This is a genomic window from Streptomyces sp. NBC_01635, from assembly GCF_045209715.1.
In the GTDB taxonomy this organism is placed as follows: domain Bacteria; phylum Actinomycetota; class Actinomycetes; order Streptomycetales; family Streptomycetaceae; genus Streptomyces; species Streptomyces hirsutus.
This window is the reverse complement of sequence record NZ_CP109277.1, coordinates 3,922,578-3,939,156: the sequence shown is the minus strand read 5'-3', so window position 1 is coordinate 3,939,156 and position 16,579 is coordinate 3,922,578. Positions and strand designations below refer to the sequence as shown.

16 protein-coding genes and 1 tRNA gene are annotated in these 16,579 nt (G+C 69.0%); 10 read left to right on the top strand and 7 right to left on the bottom strand.

Annotated elements, in window-relative coordinates:
- Positions 1-251 precede the first annotated feature (251 nt).
- From OHB56_RS18265 to OHB56_RS18225, 9 genes are all read left to right on the top strand, one after another.
- Positions 252-788, top strand: coding sequence for a hypothetical protein (locus OHB56_RS18265; protein ID WP_055593792.1), 537 nt, complete (start codon positions 252-254; stop codon positions 786-788).
- 160 nt (positions 789-948) lie between these two features.
- Positions 949-1,566 carry a hypothetical protein gene (locus tag OHB56_RS18260; RefSeq protein WP_406354458.1) on the top strand — a complete coding sequence of 206 codons (618 nt, stop codon included), beginning with the start codon at positions 949-951 and terminating at the stop codon, positions 1,564-1,566.
- 84 nt (positions 1,567-1,650) lie between these two features.
- Complete coding sequence (locus tag OHB56_RS18255) at positions 1,651-2,976, top strand: Dyp-type peroxidase (RefSeq protein ID WP_406354456.1); 1,326 nt, start codon at positions 1,651-1,653, stop codon at positions 2,974-2,976.
- 16 nt (positions 2,977-2,992) lie between these two features.
- Positions 2,993-4,177, top strand: coding sequence for a DUF4331 family protein (locus OHB56_RS18250; RefSeq protein WP_055593795.1), 1,185 nt, complete (start codon positions 2,993-2,995; stop codon positions 4,175-4,177).
- A gap of 44 nt (positions 4,178-4,221) precedes the next feature.
- Positions 4,222-5,250 (top strand): tetratricopeptide repeat protein, encoded by a 1,029-nt coding sequence (locus OHB56_RS18245; RefSeq protein WP_157869345.1) that lies wholly within the window; start codon positions 4,222-4,224, stop codon positions 5,248-5,250.
- A 16-nt stretch (positions 5,251-5,266) separates the two neighbouring features.
- The gene (locus OHB56_RS18240; RefSeq protein WP_406354454.1) at positions 5,267-6,694 is read left to right on the top strand and encodes an FAD-dependent oxidoreductase; all 1,428 of its coding nucleotides are present in this window, start codon (positions 5,267-5,269) and stop codon (positions 6,692-6,694) included.
- Positions 6,660-7,067 (top strand): tyrosine-type recombinase/integrase, encoded by a 408-nt coding sequence (locus tag OHB56_RS18235; RefSeq protein WP_406359133.1) that lies wholly within the window; start codon positions 6,660-6,662, stop codon positions 7,065-7,067. Before OHB56_RS18240 ends, OHB56_RS18235 begins: the two co-directional genes overlap by 35 nt.
- A gap of 356 nt (positions 7,068-7,423) precedes the next feature.
- Complete coding sequence (locus tag OHB56_RS18230; RefSeq protein WP_326753240.1) at positions 7,424-7,792, top strand: type II toxin-antitoxin system RelE/ParE family toxin; 369 nt, start codon at positions 7,424-7,426, stop codon at positions 7,790-7,792.
- Positions 7,792-8,115, top strand: coding sequence for a helix-turn-helix transcriptional regulator (locus OHB56_RS18225; protein ID WP_326753239.1), 324 nt, complete (start codon positions 7,792-7,794; stop codon positions 8,113-8,115). Before OHB56_RS18230 ends, OHB56_RS18225 begins: the two co-directional genes overlap by 1 nt.
- Before the next feature lie 51 nt (positions 8,116-8,166).
- Here OHB56_RS18225 and OHB56_RS18220 read toward each other — a convergent pair.
- The 7 genes from OHB56_RS18220 to OHB56_RS18190 all read right to left on the bottom strand — a co-directional run bounded on the left by OHB56_RS18220 (position 8,167) and on the right by OHB56_RS18190 (position 15,528).
- A tRNA-Arg gene (locus OHB56_RS18220) sits at positions 8,167-8,242 on the bottom strand.
- A 229-nt stretch (positions 8,243-8,471) separates the two neighbouring features.
- The gene (locus OHB56_RS18215; RefSeq protein WP_406354453.1) at positions 8,472-9,461 is read right to left on the bottom strand and encodes a zinc-dependent alcohol dehydrogenase family protein; all 990 of its coding nucleotides are present in this window, start codon (positions 9,459-9,461) and stop codon (positions 8,472-8,474) included.
- Positions 9,458-10,258 (bottom strand): carbohydrate ABC transporter permease, encoded by an 801-nt coding sequence (locus tag OHB56_RS18210; RefSeq protein WP_406359131.1) that lies wholly within the window; start codon positions 10,256-10,258, stop codon positions 9,458-9,460. Before OHB56_RS18210 ends, OHB56_RS18215 begins: the two co-directional genes overlap by 4 nt.
- A gap of 98 nt (positions 10,259-10,356) precedes the next feature.
- Positions 10,357-11,322: a sugar ABC transporter permease gene (locus OHB56_RS18205; RefSeq protein ID WP_326753216.1), complete on the bottom strand. Its 966-nt coding sequence runs from the start codon at positions 11,320-11,322 to the stop codon at positions 10,357-10,359.
- Between the two features lie 232 nt (positions 11,323-11,554).
- The gene (locus tag OHB56_RS18200; RefSeq protein WP_406354451.1) at positions 11,555-12,925 is read right to left on the bottom strand and encodes an ABC transporter substrate-binding protein; all 1,371 of its coding nucleotides are present in this window, start codon (positions 12,923-12,925) and stop codon (positions 11,555-11,557) included.
- Between the two features lie 137 nt (positions 12,926-13,062).
- Positions 13,063-13,824 (bottom strand): DeoR/GlpR family DNA-binding transcription regulator, encoded by a 762-nt coding sequence (locus tag OHB56_RS18195; RefSeq protein WP_326753215.1) that lies wholly within the window; start codon positions 13,822-13,824, stop codon positions 13,063-13,065.
- 357 nt (positions 13,825-14,181) lie between these two features.
- A complete protein-coding gene (locus OHB56_RS18190) occupies positions 14,182-15,528 on the bottom strand; it encodes a M6 family metalloprotease domain-containing protein (protein ID WP_406354449.1) in 1,347 nt (448 codons plus the stop codon).
- A 289-nt stretch (positions 15,529-15,817) separates the two neighbouring features.
- On the opposite strand from OHB56_RS18190, the gene OHB56_RS18185 reads away from it, so the two are divergent.
- On the top strand, positions 15,818-16,462 hold the full coding sequence (locus OHB56_RS18185) for a TetR/AcrR family transcriptional regulator (protein ID WP_360031206.1): 645 nt from the start codon (positions 15,818-15,820) through the stop codon (positions 16,460-16,462).
- Positions 16,463-16,579 lie beyond the last annotated feature (117 nt).

Here is a 16,579-nt window from a genome sequence, read left to right as displayed (position 1 = left end):
TGCCGCGCCCTAGCGTCGTTGGTGAGGGGACCGTGCCGAGCAGACGCTGGGGCCGAAGCCGATGACGTCGCGGGATGGGCGGAGGCGACCTGCGCCGATGCTGCTGGTGGGGTCCGGGGTGACCGGGCGCTCTATCCGTGAGGCGGTCGGCGGTTCACGCAATGTCGTCATCGAGCTCAGCAGGCCACCGACGGCACGCCCGCCCTCTCGCGTCAACGCGAGAGGTGACACAGCGCACACAGGAGGGAGCCATGACAAGCACGATCAACGAGTACCGGGCGGGACTGAAGGTGGGACCGAGGTCGGAGTTCCTCGCCATCGGGGACGTCATCCCGGGGCGCGAAGAGGCGCTGCGCGACACCCTGGAGCGGCACAGGTCGGACCCGCACATCCAGCAGGCCATCAAGGAGATCGGCACGCTGCACGAGGCCCGGTTCGTCCTCCTGGACGGTGACACGCGGCTCATGTTCGCCAGCAGCTTCGATGGACCGTGGGATGTGTACATCGACGACTTCGCCCGCACGGACATCGGCCGGGCCTTCGACGAGACCTGGGGGCACGTGCAGGGCTACCCGGGCGTCAAGTCCCCCCACATCAAGGAGTGGTTCAAGGAGCACACGGTGGTGGCGGGCAATTTTGTCTGCGCCTATCCCGAGCCGACGGTGAAGCAGGTCTTGAAGGCGCTGGCCCTGCAGCAGGCCTTCCAGCAGGTGCTCGACGACCCTCACGCCGCGGAGGCGCTCCAGCACCCGGCGCTGAAGCCGCTGCTCGAAATGGCCGCCGACTGAACCGGCCGACGGACCCGCGGGGTCGGCGGCGCGGGTCCTGCGGTCCGCGGCAAGACGTGCGTTTCGTGGGGCGGTCGACATCCCGATCAGGAGTCCACCGAGGTCACGACATCTCTCGGGATCAACGCGACGGGTCGCCCGGCTCGTACAGGAGGAAGACATGACAACCAAGATCAATGTGAAGTCGGGGAAGGGGCTCAGCGACGGAGTGATCTCCGAGCTGGCCACGTACTGGAACGTCCTGCCCGGCCACGAGGGGGAGCTGCGCGCGGCGACTCAGCGGTTCGCCGACGTGCTCCGCCAAATCCCCCCTGACAAGAACATCCACACCGGCCTGCGGGACAGCCGCCACGTGATCTTCGACAACGGGCAACGGCTGATGTGGGCCACGACCTTCGAGAACGACTGGGACCCCTACTTCGATGATTTCGTCCAGATCGGTGTCGAGCACTTCCTGGACTGGTTGCAGCACACCGCCCAGTACACGGACGTCTCGGCGTGGGTCGAATCGTCCGGCGGAGTCGAGAAGTTCCGCCTGGACAACCCCGACATCGAGGCGCAGATGAAGCGGACCGTCGGCGGACTCAAGGCGATCGTCCAGTCGGTGCAGAGCCCCGCCACCGGGTACTTCAACCAGTTGAGCGCCTGGACTATGCCGCAGATCGTCAAGGCCCAGCGTCTGCAGGAGGCCTTCCAGCAGGTGCTCGACGACTCTCGCGCCGCGGAGGCGCTCCAGCACCCGGCGCTGGAGCCGCTGCTCGAAATGGCCGCCGACTGAGCCCGCCGGCGGTCCCGCGGGGATGGCGCCGCCGCCCCCGCGAGCCCACTGGACAGTGCTGTCAACGACTGCTGAGGGAGCACCATGACCACCGAAACGGGCGCCGCGCTCGAACTTGGCGACATCCAGGCCGCCACCCTGATGCCCCGGCCCAACCCGTACGCGGGCGCGTATCTGGCCCTGCGCATCGATGACCGGCACGTGGCGCGGGAACTGCTGAGGCGGCTGATCCCCCTTCTGGAGCCGGTGTCCTCGTTCGACCCGGGCAGGCCGGTCTCGCTCGGGGTGGGGCTCAGCTTCGCCGGGCTCGAGGCGATCGGCGTGCCGGCGGAGTCACTGACCACCTTCCCGTCCGAGTTCCAGCTGGGCATGGCCGCTCGCGCGGCCGAGATCGGCGACGTCGGGGAGAACGCACCGGAGCACTGGGAGGCGCCGCTGGGCTCGAAGGACGTCCACCTCGTGGTGGCCGCGCTGGCGCGGGACACCGCCCTCATGGAGGCCCTGGTCGTCCTGGCGCAGGACGCGGTCCGCGACCTGCGCGGCGTCTCGCCCATCTGGCAACTTGACGTACACGTGCCGCCGGACGGGCGCGAGCAGTTCGGCTTCAAGGACAGCATCAGCGAGCCGACCGTGGAGGGCACCAACATCCTCGGCAGCAACCCGCACGAGGCACCGCTGAAGGCAGGCGAGTTCGTCCTGGGCTACGAGGACGAGAACGGCGACCTGCCCCCGATGCCGCAGCCCGAGGTGCTGGGCCGCAACGGCACCTACGTGGCCTTCCGCAAGCTGCACCAGCGCGTGGCGGCCTTCCGCCGGTACCTGCGTGACAACGCCGCGGACACCGAGGCCACGTGGCTCGCGGCCAAGTTCGTCGGCCGCTGGCCCAGTGGCGCACCACTCGCCCTGTCCCCGGACAAGGACAACCCCGAGCTGGGCGGCGATCCCACGCGCAACAACGCGTTCCTCTACGGCGACGACCCGCGGGGCCTGAAGTGCCCGGTCGGCGCGCACGCCCGACGGATGAACGCCCGCGACTCGGTCATCACCGGTCAGGTGCGCCTGCACCGCATGATCCGGCGCGGCACCAACTACGGCCCGTCGCTGCCCCCTGGCGTGCTGGAGGACGACGGTGCCGAACGCGGCCTGATGTTCGCCTTCGTCGGCGCGCACCTGGCTCGGCAGTTCGAGTTCGTCCAGAAGCAGTGGGTGCACGACGGCAAGTTCATCGGCGCGCCCGCCGAGCGGGACCCGTTGATCGGTGTGCAGGACGGTGGTGAGTTCACCATCCCGCAGCGCCCGATCCGCCGCCGCCTCCGAGGGCTGCCCGACTTCGTCGTCAACCGGGGCGGAGAGTACTGCTTCATGCCCGGCCTCCGGGCGCTGCGCTGGCTCGCCGATCTCGACACCTGAGATCAGGAGGTTCATCATGGCAGACCACTTCTCCGGCCCGCGGGCCCTTGCTGACCCCGCGTCCGACATCACCGACGTGTACGCCTTCCCCAGCCCGGAACAGCCCGGTCATCTGGTGCTCGTCCTGGACGTATTCCCGGCTGCCGCACCCACGGCCCTGTTCTCCGACGCGCTCGACTACCGCTTCCGCCTCCGGCCGGTGACGGCCACGACGGCCGGCGGCACACCGGCCTTCGTGGCCGGCGCTGACGAGTACACCTTCGACTTCCGCTTCGCCGTTCCGTCCCCGGGCGACGGCCCCGGCACCGTGGTGCAGGCCGGCACGTGCACCACGCCTGGCGGGGCGGAGATCCCGTTCCGGGTCGGCGAGAAGCAGCCGACCGAGACGCGCGGTGTGCGGATCTTCGCCGGTGCGCGGCTCGATCCGTTCTTCATCGACCTGGCAGGCGTGTTGGCCACCGAGGCGCAGGAGCAGTTGGCGTTCAAGGCCAGGGCCGCCAACTCCCTGGACGGCATGAACGTGCTGGCCATCGTCCTCGAACTCGACATCGCCACGGTGCTCGGCAGCGACACAGGCCCGCTGATGGCCGTCGTCGGCGAGACCGTGACCTCCCACGGTCACCCGGTCCGGCTGGAGCGCATGGGCCGACCGGAGATCAAGAACGTCATCATGCGGAGCTCGAAGTTCGATCCCGTCAACCGCGATCTCGAGATCCGCGACCTCTACAACGCGGAGGACGCCTTCAACCTGAGCCAGGACTACGTCGGAGCCTACCGCGCCCGGTTGAGCGCCAATTTGGCCTTCTTCGACCGGCTGGACGGCAAGACCGACTGGCCGCTCGACGATCAGGGCGTCCACCCCCTGACCGAGTTGCTGCTGGCGGACTTCCTCGTCGTCGACACGTCCAAGCCGTTTTCCGACGGCAGCGACCTCGAGATCGAGCGCGCCGTGCTCACGGGCCGCCCGCACACCACCTGCGGCGGCCGGTCGCCCGAGGACGACATCATCGACACGCTCTACACCCTGCTGGTCGGCGGCCTCGACGGACCGCGGATCAGTGACGGCGTCGACCAGCCGACCCAGCCGGTGTCCCGCACGTTTCCCTACCTGGTTCCCCCCAACCCGAATCCGCCGGATCTGAAGACCGTCTTCGCCGCGCTGTCGGCGCCACCGAAGGAGGCAGCATCATCACCGGGCTGACCGAGGACGACCGCCGACCGGCCACCACCAGCGGGGTCATCGCCGTGGCGAACCTGCAGGCCCAGATCGACAGTCTGGTGGCGGGGCTCCATGGGCCACGATCAGGGCAGACGACAGCGGCACCTGCGGAGGTGGCCGGACAGGCCCTCCTGGTCGACCTGCTCATCCTGCGCGGGCAGGTGCTGGGCCGTATCGCCGACTACGAACGCGCCGCGGAGCTGGCCGAGCAGCTGGTACGCGCCGCGCCGGACGACGATGCGTCCTGGCTCGTCCGGGCCAGGACGCAAGCCACCTTCCACCGCTTCGCCGAGGCACTGGCCGACCTCGACGCCGCAAGGCGACGAGGTTCGGAGCAGGCCACGCTGGACGCGGAGCAGGCGGCGATCCTCCAGGCGGTCGCGTGCTACGCCGAGGCCCTCGTGCTGCGCCGGACCGCAGCAAAACGCCGGCCCGACTTCACGACGTTGAGTGCGCTGGCCGTGCTCCAGGCCGAGCGCGGGAAAGTCGCCCAGGCGGAGCACCTGTTCATCGAGGCGCGACGCCGCCATCGGGGTGTCTCGCCGTTCCCCGTCGCCGAGCTCGACTTCCGGCGCGGACTGATGTGGCTCGGCGAGCGGAACCTTTCCGCCGCCCGTGCCTGGTTCGACGCCGCCGTGAGCCGGGTGCCGGCCTACGCCCCGGCAATGGGCCACCTCGCCGAGGTCGACGCGGCCCTGGGTGCTCGTGACGCCGCCATCGACCGCCTGCGCCCCCTGGCGCTGTCCAGCGACGACCCCGAGTACGCGGCCGGCCTTGCCGGCGTCCTCAGCGACGCCGGCCACCCTCACGAGGCCGAGCAATGGCGCATCAGCGCGGCGGCCCGCTACGACGAGCTGGTCCTGCGCCATCCGGAGGCCTTCGTCGATCACGCCGCCGACTTCTGGCTCACCGTGGGTGGCGATCGGCCAAAAGGGCTCCAACTGGTCTCGCGGAATCACGCGCACCGGGCAACCCGCGCACTGGCCCTGCCCCACCGCGTCATTCCGACCGACTCATGGCCGACCGACTCATGGCTTGCTGACCCCGACACGTAGGACTGGAAATGCAGCCATGGACGACAGCTACGACCTGGTGGTGATCGGCGCAGGCCCGGCCGGGGAGGTCGCGGCCGAGCTCGCGGCCGTCTTCGGGCGCAAGGTGCTCATCGTCGAGCGGAACACGCCCGGCGGGGTGGTCACGACCACCGGCGGCGCGCCCACCAAGGCTCTGCGCGAAGCCGCGCTCTACCTGACCGGCTACCGCCAGGAGGAGGTCTACGGCGTCCGGGCGGCAGCGCCGTTGGAGGCGGTGATGCCCACCCTCCGCGCCAGAATCGAGCATGTGCGCGACGTGCTGCAGGAAGCCGTCGCACACCGGCTCGTCGTACGCGGCATCGCCTACCTCCAGGGAACCGCCCGACTCGACGCGGACCGTACCGTCCACATCACCTCGCCCGACGGACTGGCGCGCGAGGTCACGGCGCACGCGGTCCTGATAGCGACGGGGTCACGCCCGATGCACTACCCGGGCATTCCCTTCGACGATCCGGACGTCTACGACTCCGACACGATCTACTCGCTTCGCACCGTCCCGAAACACATCGTCATCGTTGGCGGCGGCCCCATCGGCGTCGAGTTCGCCACCGTGTTCACCGCGCTGGGCATCCCGGCCACACTCATCAGCAATTCCGATCGCCTGCTGCCGAACATCGACGGCGAACTGGCCGGGCTGGTGGCCGACGAGTTCCGGCGGCGCGGAGTCCAGGTGGTCTTGGGCGTCGGCGCAGACACGGTGAGCCGCATCGACGGCCGGCTGACTGTCAGGCTCTCGACCGGCACCGTCCTGACCGGGGACGCCGTCTTGTTCGCCGCCGGCCGCGCCCCCAACACAGAAGGCCTCGGCCTCGAACCGGCCGGCGTGCACCTCGACGCCCACGGCCGGATCATCGTCGACCGCTACTACCGGACGACTGCTCCAGGGATCTACGCAGCCGGCGACGTGGTCAAACCAGGGCTCGCCTCCAACGCCATGCAGCAAGGACGCGCAGCAGCAGCCCACGCCTGCGGACTCGTCTTCGGCGTGGAGATCGACCAGACCGCCAGCAGCGCCGTCTACGGCCTACCCGAAGTCGCCGGCGTCGGGGCGACCGAAGAACAGATCCAGGCCGCCGGCATCCCCTACGCGGTGGGCCGCTGCGACCTGGCCGTTACCCCGCGCGGGGCGATCGCCGGACACGGCGGGCTGCTGAAACTGATCTTCCGCGCCGATGATCGCAAGCTGCTCGGCGTCCACTGCTTCGGCGACATCGCCTCCGAAGTGGTCGGCTTGGGCCACGTCGTCCTCCAGCTCGGGGGCAGGGTGGAATTGTTCCTCACACTCGCGCTCAATACCCCCACCTACAACTACGCCTACCATGACGCGACTGTCGACGGCCTGACCCGGCTGACCAAGCTGATGGGCATAGCTGATAGCGGGGGCACTGGCGACGCGGCACAGTGACGGCGGCCGTGCCGGGACAGCACATGCCTCTCCAACTCGCCCGCGTCGATCGCCGAAAGGAACGCCGCGGCGGCAGGGCCCGGGTCCGGGGCGGCTCTGGCTGCACGACCTGCGGCACTGCGCGGCGACCCTGTCTCTGGCCGCCGGCCTGCACATGAAGGCCATCCAGAAACTGCTGGGGCACTCCTCCTACTCGCTGACCGCTGACACGTACACCTCTCGGTACTGCCGCAGTCCGAGGAAGCCCAAGCCGAGGCCCCCTGCTTTGGTTCCACGCAGCTCACCAGCGCGGCGGGACGTCACCCAGGAACCGGAGGAGAGGCCTGACGTTCCCTCGGAAGACGGCGAGGTTCCCACGGAGGATGCTGCTTGACAGCGCGTTCCCATATGTTCCCATGGAAGGTGAAAATGCCCCTCGGAGATCTACTCCGAGGGGCATTTCTGATGCTCCGATGCAGGTCAGGGCGGTAATGCGTTGTGCCCCCGGCAGGATTCGAACCTGCGACACCCGCTTTAGGAGTTTTCTCGGGGCAGGGCTGTGACCTGCGGAAACAACGGCCGCAGGGTGCCTGGTCTGGGAAAACACCCCTCTGCAGTTCTCATGTGTTCGCGGGGCTTCCCGGCCTCATGTGTGCTGAATCCGTTCCGGGCCGACTGCAGGGGAGACATGGGCCGCGGAGGTCCGTGGAGGCTTGCGCTATGCAATTGGAGGTATATACCGTTGATTGCATGACGGAGCGGTGGGAGATCGAGATCGAACCCGAGGTGCGGGATTGGCTGGAGCTGCTCCCGTTTCGCCTCTACCGACGGGTGGAGGACAAGACGGACCGTCTCCTGGACGAGCCGACGACGCTCGGTGAGCCGTACTCACGTCACCTGGGCGGCAAACTGCGTGAGCTGCGCTTCGAGCTGGACGGCGAGGCCGTGCGCATCCCGTACTGGCTCGCCCCCGGTCAGCGGATCGTTCTGCTGACGGTCTTCCGCAAGACGAGGATGCGTGAGGCGGCGGAAGTCGAGCGTGCGCACCAGGCCCAGAAGGTCTGCGAGGCCGAGCATGGTCATGCCCAGTACACCTACGAGCGGCGCAAGGAGAGCTGATGAATCACAGCACGTGGAGGACGCGCCGGGCCCGGCAGCTTGCGGGTGAGGCGGTGGAGTACGACCAGGAGTACGTCGACGCGCGGCTGGCCGGCGACCTCGGGCAGGCGGTCTACGACCGTCGGATCGAGCTCGGCCTGTCCCAGACCGAACTGGCCGACCGGGCCGGGATGACGCAGCCTCAGGTGTCCCGGATGGAGGGCGGCGACACCGTGCCGACGCTCCCGCTGCTGCGACGCCTGGCCAAGGCCCTGGACGGCACCCTGAACCTGGCCATCGACGAGGGCGACTCCCGCGTCACCTTCACCCCGCACGCCGCCTGAAACCGAACCGCCAAAAGGCCCCGGACCATGATCGGTCCGGGGCCTTTTGGCTGGTGCCCCCGGCAGGATTCGAACCTGCGACACCCGCTTTAGGAGAGCGGTGCTCTATCCCCTGAGCTACGAAGGCGAAGGCGCGGGCTTGGGGGCCTCGGAGGGGATCCGTGGGGTGGATCTTCTGCGAGGAGGTCAAACCCACTGGTCGGGCATGGTGCGACGTGCTCCGCGGTCTTGCTCGGTTGCGGGGCGCGGCGTACCGATGACCGACCAGGGACAGCGTAGCGGATACGTGCCGGTGAGGGTCGTCGGTATGAGGGTAGGAAATGGGGAGGGGGCCCGCCCGGCCCCCTCCGCCCGCGTCAGGGGGTGATGAGGATTTTTCGGCCCTGGCCCGCTGCGAACTGCTCCATTGCCTCCGGGTAGCGGTCGAGCGGGATGCGGTCGCTGATGAAGACGTCCGGGTCCAGGACGCCCGTCGCGAAGAGGTCTGCGGCGCGTTCGAAGCTGTGCAGGACGGCCATGGAGCCGGTGATGGTGATCTCCTGGTTGTAGATGCGGTACGGGTCGATGGTCACGCGGGTGGCGTAGTCGGCGACGCCGAACTGCAGGAAGGTGCCGGCCTTGGCGACCCGGTCCAGGCCGTCCTGGATGGCGGCCGCGTTGCCGGTGGCGTCGATGACGAGGTCCCAGCCCTGGGGCCGGTCCAGCTCGTCCGCGTCGGTGGCCGAGGCGGAGACGCCGAGCTGCCGGGCCGTGGCGAGGCGGTCGGTGTTGATGTCGACGACGTCCACGCGTGCCGCGCCGGTCCGCTTGGCCAGTTCCAGCATCATCAGGCCCATGGTGCCCGAGCCGTAGATCAGGACGTGTGCGCCGAGGCGGGACTGCAGGACGTCGTAGCCGCGGACCGCGCAGGAGAGGGGTTCGATCAGGGCGGCGTCCTGGGTGCGGACGTGTTCGGGCAGTTTGACGCAGTTGGCTACCGGGGCCACCGCGTACTGGGCGGCCCCGCCCGCCGTGGTGACACCGATCGCGGCCCAGCGTTCGCACATGTTGTTGTGGCCGGTGCGGCAGTGGCGGCATTCGTAGCAGTACAGGGAGGGGTCCACGGCGACCCGGTCGCCGAGGGAGAGTTCGGTGACCGCGCTGCCGAGGCCGACGACCTCCCCGGCGAACTCGTGGCCGGGGACGATGGGCAGCTTCGGCGCGAACTCGCCCTGCAGGATGTGCAGGTCCGTGCCGCACAGTCCGCAGGCGGCCACGTCCACCACGACGTCGCGCGGTCCCGGGGTGGGGTCGGGGACCGTGGTGACGGTGACCTTGCCGGGGGCTTCGATGAGGGCGGCTTTCACTTGACTGCTCCTAGGGACAGACCGCGGACCAGCTTGTCCTGGGCGGCCCAGCCGGCGATGAGGACGGGCAGGGACACCAGGGTGGCGGCGGCGCACAGACGGGCGAGGAAGAGGCCCTCGTTGGTGATGAATCCGACGAGGAACACCGGGGCGGTGGAGGCGTTGGTGGCGGTGAGGTTGACGGCGAACAGGAACTCGTTCCAGCTGAAGATGAAGCAGATCAGCGCGGTGGCGGCGATGCCGGGCATGGCGACGGGGGCGACGATGCGCAGCAGCACGGTGGGGAGTCCGGCGCCGTCGACCTCGGCGGCCTCCAGGATCTCCTTGGGGACTTCGGCGAGGAAGGAGCGCATCATCCACACCGCGATCGGCAGGTTCATGGCGGTGTAGAGGACGATCAGCGTCCAGACGTTGTCCAGCATCCCGGCGTCCTTGACGATCAGGTACACCGGCAGCAGCGCCGCGATGACGGGCAGGAACTTCGTCGACAGGAAGAAGAACATCACGTCGGTCCACTTCTCGACCGGCTTGATGGACAGTGCGTAGGCCGCCGGAATCGAGAGGGCGAGGACGAGGAGCGTCGAAATGACGCTCGCCATGGCCGAGTTGAGAAGGTACGGGGTGATGTCCCGGCCCAGCAGCAGTTCGTACTGGTCCAGGGTGAAGGGTGCGAGCAGGCTGGGCGGGTTGGTGGCGGCGTCGGACTCCTGGTGGAAGCTGGTCAGCACCATCCAGGCCACCGGGGCGAAGAAGGCCAGGGTGGCGAGCCAGGCGACGAAGGCCCACACCGGGCTCAGCCGCGGTGAGTCGCTCGGACCGCCCTGGTCGTCCTTGCGGCGGAGGAACTTCCTGGGCCCGGCCGCGGGGGCGGCGGCCGGCGCCGCTTGGGTGGTGGTCACCGGGAGACCTCCTCGCGGAACAGCGACGCGATGGTGCGCAGGGCGAACGTGGCGACGACGATGGAGCCGATCACCACGACCACGCCGGCAGCGGCCGCCTCGCCGTACTCGTACTTGCGGAACATGGTCAGGTAGATCTCGTAGGGGAGGTTGGTGGTCTGCGAGCCGGGGCCGCCCTGGGTGATGGTGAAGACCGCGTCGAAGGTCTGCACGACGTAGATGGTGCCGAGCAGGACGCCCAGTTCGATGTACTGCCGCAGGTGGGGCAGGGTGATGTGGCGGAAGGTCTGCCGGGCCGAGGCGCCGTCGACCCGGGCGGCCTCCAGCACGTCGCCGGGCTGGGCCTGGAGCCCGGCCAGCAGGATGAGCATCATGAACGGGGTCCACTGCCATACCAGCGCGGCGACGACGGCCGGCATCGCCGAGTGCGAGAGCCAGTCGATGGTGGGGCCGTTCTCGGCTCCGAAGAGGCGGTAGACGGCGTTGAGGGTGCCGTTGATGAGGCCGTAGTCGGGGTTGTAGATGGCGTGCTTCCACAGCAGCGCGGCGGCGACGGGCATGACCAGGAACGGTGTGATGAGCAGGGTGCGGGCCAGGCCCCGGCCGGGGAAGCGGCGGTCGAGGAGGAGCGCCAGCCCCAGTCCGAGAACCACACTGAGGATCACCACCGAAGCGGTGAGCACGATGGTGTTCAGTACCGCCGTGCGCAGCCTCTCGTCGGTGAAGACGAAGCCGTAGTTGGACAGGCCGGTGAAGTGCCGTTCGCCCGGCTTGAGGATGTTCCACTGGAAGGTCGAGATGACGAGCGTGGCCACGAACGGCAGCTGGGTCACGACGATCGTGAAGATCAGCGCCGGCAGCAGCGGGATGCGCCGCCGCCACTTGTGTGGCGTCTCGCGTTTGCCCGGCCGGTGCGGGGGGTCTGTGCGCACCGCTCGGGGTGCGGGAGTGAGCGTGGTCATGAGGGGTCCTTGAGCCGGCCGGTCGCAGCCGATCGCGGCCGGGGTGGAGAAGAAGCGGTGCCCGGTCGGCGGACGCCGTGACGGGGTGGCGTCCGCCGGTGCGGAGGAGGGCGTACCGGGCACCGCGGTGGGGGCGCTGCCCGTCAGGGCGTCGGCGTCCGACGGGCAGCGGGATTCACCGGAGATTCACCGGAGAGTGACCTGAGGAGTCACCGGAGGGTGACCGGGCGGGTCACCGGTAGTTCTTGGCGACTTCCTCCGCGAGCTTCTGGCCGTTGTCCAGGGCCTTGTCCACGCTGGTCTTGCCCGCGATGGCCGCGGAGATGTCCTGCGTCACCTTGGTGCCGAGGTCCTGGAACTCGGGGACGGCCACGAACTGGACGCCCACCGTGGGCCGCGGCTGCACACCGGGGTTCGTCGGGTTCGCCTGCTCGATGGACTTGACGGTGATGTCGCCGAAGGCCGCCGACGCCTCCTTGTACTGGGGGATCTCATAGGTGCTGGCCCGCTTCCCGGCGGGGACGCGCGACCAGCCCAGCTTCTCGCCGACGAGCTTCTCGTACTCCTTGCCGGACGCCCAGAGCATGAACTTCGAGGCGGCGTCGGCCTTCTTGGTGGTCTTCGGCATCGCCCACGCCCAGGTCCACAGCCAGCCGGAGCTGTCCGTCTTGTCCACCGGCGCGTAGGCGTAGCCGACCTTGCCCGCGATCTTGCTGGAGCTGGGGTCCTCCAGCGGTCCCGCCGCACTGGTCGCGTCGTACCACATCGCGACCTTGCCCTGGCTCATCGCGTTGAGGCACTCGGTGAACCCGGACTGCGCGGCGCCCGACTGACCGTGCTTCCTGACCAGGTCGACGTAGAAGTCGGTCGCCTTCTTGAACTCGGCGCTGTTGACCTGGGCCTTCCAGTCCTCGGTGAACCAGGTGCCGCCGAAGGTGTTGACCACGGTCGACAGCGACGCGCCGAGTTCGCCCCAGCCGGCCAGGCCGCGCAGGCAGATGCCCTTCATGCCGGGGCGTGCGCCGTCGGCCTTGGCGGCGATGTCGGCGATCTGCTGCCAGGTCGGCTTCTCGGGCACGGTGATGCCCTTCTCCTCCATGACCTCCTTGTTGTACATGAGGAAGGACGACTCGCCGTAGAACGGCAGCGCGTACAGCTTGTCGTCCTCGCCGGACAGGGACTGGACCATGGGCTTGAGCAGGTCGTCCTTGTCGAAGGCGGAGTCCTTCTCGGCGTAGGAACTCAGCTCCTGCAGCCAGCCGTTCTCGTTCCAGATGGGCACCTCGTAGGCGCCGATGGTGGCGACGTCGTACTGGCCGGCCTGGGTGGCGATGTCCTGGGTGACCTTGTCGCGCAGTTCGTTCTCGGGAAGGATCGTGAAGTTCACCTTGATGCCGGTGTCCTTGGTGAAGGTGTCCTTCGTCAGCTTGGCTATGTCCTCCATCTGCGGGTTGCCGACCATGAGGACGTTGATGCTCTCGCCCCCGGCTTCCGAACTCGACCCGCCGGCCCCGCTGCACGCGGCCAGCAACGAGCCGGCGGAGACGGCGACGAGCACGGCGCGGGTGCTTCTCCGGACTCGGGTGGTCTTTTGGATGGACATGGCTGACTCCAGAGGTGTTCGAGGACGTGGAAGGCCCGCGCCCGGTCGGGCGAGTGGCGAGTGGCGAGTGCGTGATGCGTGATGTGTGGCGTGTGGCGTGTGGTGCGTGGCGTGTGGGGGAGGAGGAGAGGCGTGGGTCAGACCCGGATGACCTGGGGTCCCATGAGGGCGTAGCGACGGGCTTCGGAGGCGGGGAGCCCGGTGTCGGTGACGATCGCCTCCAGGTCCCCGATCCCGGCGAAACGGCAGAAGCTGGTCGCTCCGAACTTGCTGTGGACGCCCGAGAGCACCCGGCGTCGGGAGACGGCCATGACCTGTGTCTTCACCTCGCTCACCGCGGGGTTCGGAGTGGTGAGCCCCCATTGGCGGGAGATGCCGTTCGCGCCGACGTAGGCCAGGTCGATGACGAGGTCGGACAGCGTGTGGGCGGCCCAGTGGTCGACGGTCGCCAGCGTGGCGCCGCGGACGCGGCCACCGAGCAGCAGCACGGTGATGTTCTCGACGGAGGCCAGGGTGCCGACCGCGGCGAGGGAGGAGGTGATCACGGTCAGTGGCCGGTCGCGCGGCAGGCCGGCGGCGATGAGCTGCGGGGTGTAGCCCTCGTCGATGTACACCGTCTTCGCGTCACCGAGCAGGTCCACGGCTGCGGCGGCGATCCGCGACTTCTCCCTGACCTGGCTGGTGGTGCGGTAGGAGAGCGTCGTCTCGAAGCCGGCGCTCTCGACGGGGCAGGCGCCGCCGTGGGTTCGCCGCACCAGCCCGTGAGCCGCCAGCAGGTTCAGGTCGCGCCGTACGGTTTCCTTGGAGATGCCCAGGTCGGCGGCCGTCCTGGCGACGTCCACCGAGCCGGCCCGGCGCGTCACTTCCAGGATGGAGCGTCGGCGTTCTTCGGCGTCCACGGTGACACCTCCCCTGCGCGACTCGGGCCGACACCCGGTCGGGCCGTTTCCGGTGTGGCGCGATCGCGCCCCACAGAGTCCGGTCCGTTCGGACCCTTGCGGACTATTTATGGCTACGCCCAGGGTTATGACCAGGCAAAACGTCACGCGTTCCGTGACCGGGTGTGCCCGCTTCGCAGGTCTTGTTCCCGCAGGCAGGGGCCTTCTTCGGCCAAAAATGGAGCATGATCCCCACCCGGTCCGCTCGGAACGGTGCCCGTTTGCTGCCTGCTCCCTTCCCACGCCGTCTGTTTTCCGACGGCGGAAGCGAGTTTCCGCCCGCCCGGCCGGGCATCCGCGAGGGCCTCGGACGAGGGTTCAGGCTCGGGTGATCTGCACTCGGTACTCCGGCTTTTTTGAGTTCGAGCCGGAGTCCGAGCCGGAGTCCGTGTCGGAGGCCGGGGCCGTGTTCGGGGTGGTCGGCTCCAGGACCTTGACGCGGATTCCCGCCTTGCGGTCGATGAACGTCTCGCCGGGGGCGAAGGGGGCGTCGGAGAGTTCCGCGTGGATGTTGGGGCTGCGGGTGCAACCGCCGCTTTCCCGGCGGGAGTCGTAGACCGTGACCGGTCCCATGCCGGTGTCGACGTTCGCGTCCACCTTGTAGATGAGGATGCCGGACCGGCACACCGCCTCGTCGTTGCCGGCGCGGGTGCGGAACTCGACGGCGTATCCGGAATGCGCGTCCAGCGGGAGGAAGACGAGCTTCGGGCCCCCCGGCTCGGCCAGCGGCGTCAGGGTGTACTCCCGTGTGCCCGTGCCCGTCGCGCAGTGCACCTGGCGTGCGTCCAGCCAGCCCATTTTCCACTTGTGCCAGCCGAGCAGGTCGTTGTTGGCGCCCCAGTCCTCGCTCATGATGTCCCAGTGGCCCACGGCCCCGCCGCCCTCGGCGGTGTAGAGGTCGGGCAGGCCGAAGACGTGGCTGTTCTCGTGCGGGAGGACCCGGTAGCCGGTGCGGTCCAGGGAGCCGGAGCCGTCGTCCTGGCGGGAGTAGACGAACGACGCGTTGGCGACCGGGACGCCGTCCGCGGTCGGGGCCTCCGCGTTGCCGGCGAAGGTGACCGACAGGACGGTGTCCAGGGCGGAAGGGCCCGCGTTCGGGGTTATCAGTACGTTCACCAGGTCGTACGACCGGAAGTCCACCTTCGGGTCGGCTGCCGCCACGAGGTCGTCGACCAGCTTGCGATAGCCGGGGTCGAACGGGGCGCCGCGCTCTATGCCGTACTCCCGGAACGACTTGGGCATCCGCAGCCAGCCCGGTATCGGTATTTCGGGGCGATAGTCGAGGCGGCCGTACGAGCTGGTGCGGAACCACTGCTGGGTCTGCGGGAAGAACTCCCGGTAGCGGTCGAGTGCCTTGCCTTCGCCGGGGGCGTCCGAGAAGTCGACCATGAGGGTGAGGGCGCGGACGGTGCCGGTGGAGGGGGCGTAGCCGGCGATCGTGGGTATGCCCTCGGACAGATGGACGTCGCGGGTGCTGCTGATCATGCAGGGGCCGTGCGCGGAGGAACGGGACAGAGCGCTCGGTCCGGCACCGGGAGCCGAGAGGTGCGGGGAGAGGTGGCCGTTGCCGGCCGAGGGGGCGACGGCGAGGGTCAGGGCGGTCACGGACGCCAGAGCGGCCAGTCGGCGCGGGGATATCCGGCTGCTGGTCGACTGCGGCTGCATGCGGGGACCTCCGCTCGACACGGCAGCCGCCGGTCTCCGGCTGCATCCTTTTGATCACCCTCTGTCGATGGAGGGGCGGGCGCGCGTTGGAGGGTCCGATCGTGCGAGAGCTCCGGCAGGCACGCAGGAGGTGTGACTCAGGTCACATCGGAAGTCTCCGTTGGGGGAAATAAGCGGGGACCGTTTCCCCGTTTAGAGCTGTGTTCGCGCGAAACGGGGACTCCTTCCCCGGACCGTGACAGCAGGAGCAACAGCAGCAACGACAGCAACAGTGACCTAGGAGTGCATCGTGCAGACCGCCGCTTCCGTATCGCACAAGGCGTCCAGGCCCCGCGCCGATGCCCTGCGCAACCGGGAACGGATCGTCACCGCCGCCCGGGAGATGTTCGTCGAGTTCGGTGCCGACGTGCCGTTCGACGAGGTCGCCCGCCGGGCCGGCGTGGGCAATGCCACGGTGTACCGCAACTTCCCCGATCGTGAAGCGCTGGTGCGCGAGGTCGTGTGCTCCGTGATGGACCGTACGTCGGAGGCGGCCGAGCAGGCGCTCGCCGAGACCGGGGACGCCTTCGAGGCATTGGAGCGGTTCGCGCACACGGCCGCCGCGGAGCGGATCAGTGCGCTGTGTCCGATGCTCTCCAGCGCCTTCGACCAGCATCACCCCGACCTGGAGGCCGCGCGTGTACGGGTCGACACGCTCGTCGCACGGATCATGGACCGTGCCAGGGCGGCCGGTCAGCTCCGTGACGACGTGGGCTCCGGTGATCTGCTCGTCGGTATCGCCCAGCTCAGCCGGCCGCCGGCCGGTACGGGCTGCCTGAGCGCCGACCGGTTCGTCCACCGTCATCTTCAGCTGTTCCTGGACGGGATGCGGGCCCCGGCCCCCAGCTCCCTGCCGGGTGCGGCCGTCACCGTGGAGGACCTGCGCGCGAGCTGAGCGATCCCTGACCGCGATTCAGATCCAGATCCAGAGTCAGTTCCCGATCCAGATTCCGATCCAGCCCGGACCACTTCAGCAACTACCTCGGCAACGACTTCAGCAGCTGCCTCGGCA

Bases quoted from the DNA above. Each gene is read 5' to 3' on its own strand.
- OHB56_RS18265 (WP_055593792.1), top strand. From the start codon at position 252: ATGACAAGCACGATCAACGAGTACCGGGCGGGACTGAAGGTGGGACCG.
- OHB56_RS18260 (WP_406354458.1), top strand. From the start codon at position 949: ATGACAACCAAGATCAATGTGAAGTCGGGGAAGGGGCTCAGCGACGGA.
- OHB56_RS18255 (WP_406354456.1), top strand. From the start codon at position 1,651: ATGACCACCGAAACGGGCGCCGCGCTCGAACTTGGCGACATCCAGGCC.
- OHB56_RS18250 (WP_055593795.1), top strand. From the start codon at position 2,993: ATGGCAGACCACTTCTCCGGCCCGCGGGCCCTTGCTGACCCCGCGTCC.
- OHB56_RS18240 (WP_406354454.1), top strand. From the start codon at position 5,267: ATGGACGACAGCTACGACCTGGTGGTGATCGGCGCAGGCCCGGCCGGG.
- OHB56_RS18230 (WP_326753240.1), top strand. From the start codon at position 7,424: ATGACGGAGCGGTGGGAGATCGAGATCGAACCCGAGGTGCGGGATTGG.
- OHB56_RS18225 (WP_326753239.1), top strand. From the start codon at position 7,792: ATGAATCACAGCACGTGGAGGACGCGCCGGGCCCGGCAGCTTGCGGGT.
- OHB56_RS18205 (WP_326753216.1), bottom strand. From the start codon at position 11,322: ATGACCACGCTCACTCCCGCACCCCGAGCGGTGCGCACAGACCCCCCG.
- OHB56_RS18200 (WP_406354451.1), bottom strand. From the start codon at position 12,925: ATGTCCATCCAAAAGACCACCCGAGTCCGGAGAAGCACCCGCGCCGTG.
- OHB56_RS18190 (WP_406354449.1), bottom strand. From the start codon at position 15,528: ATGCAGCCGCAGTCGACCAGCAGCCGGATATCCCCGCGCCGACTGGCC.